General features: G+C 66.1%; 1 protein-coding gene. It reads right to left on the bottom strand.

Annotation, left to right across the window (positions count from 1 at the left end):
• Nucleotides 1-540: asparagine synthase-related protein (locus EOA22_RS36765; RefSeq protein ID WP_245478818.1), on the bottom strand; the 540-nt coding region annotated here is incomplete at both ends.

Here is a 540-nt window from a genome sequence, read left to right as displayed (position 1 = left end):
GTGCAAGGGATGCCAGCGGGCGAACGCCTCGGGCAGCCGCGCGGCGAGCTCCTCGGCGGCGTCATATCCGGACAATGTGGCACGCAGATCGCCCGAGTAGAACAGCTTCGTCGCAGCCGTGCCGTCGAACCTCGGCCGATGGGAGAACAGCGGATCGTCAAGCGTCGCGCCGCTAGCCCCGAAGAAGGAGAACAGGTACTCGGCCGATTGCTGCCTCAGGCCCGGAAGATAGGGGTAGAGCTTGCGGAACAGATGCGGCCGGATGCGGGAGCCGGACTGTCTCCCGCAAAAGCGCCGAACCCTGGCCTCCTTGAAAATATCGTAGCCGGCAAAGACTTCGTCGGCGCCTTCGCCCGTCAGCACCACTTTCAAACCGGCCTCTCGCACGAGGCTCGAGAGCTTGTAGAGCGGGGCAGGGGCAGTGCGCAGGATCGGCCGCTCCGTGAAACGGATTACGTCGGGGAAGACGGCGGCGATATCGCCTTCCCCGCAGGCGACGGCGCTGTGATGCGTGCCGAGCGCGCGGGCCATCTCGAGCTG

It is taken from the genome of Mesorhizobium sp. M7A.F.Ca.US.014.04.1.1 (genome assembly GCF_003998745.1).
Lineage (GTDB): Bacteria > Pseudomonadota > Alphaproteobacteria > Rhizobiales > Rhizobiaceae > Mesorhizobium > Mesorhizobium ciceri.
This window is presented reverse-complemented; position numbering and strand designations above follow the sequence as displayed.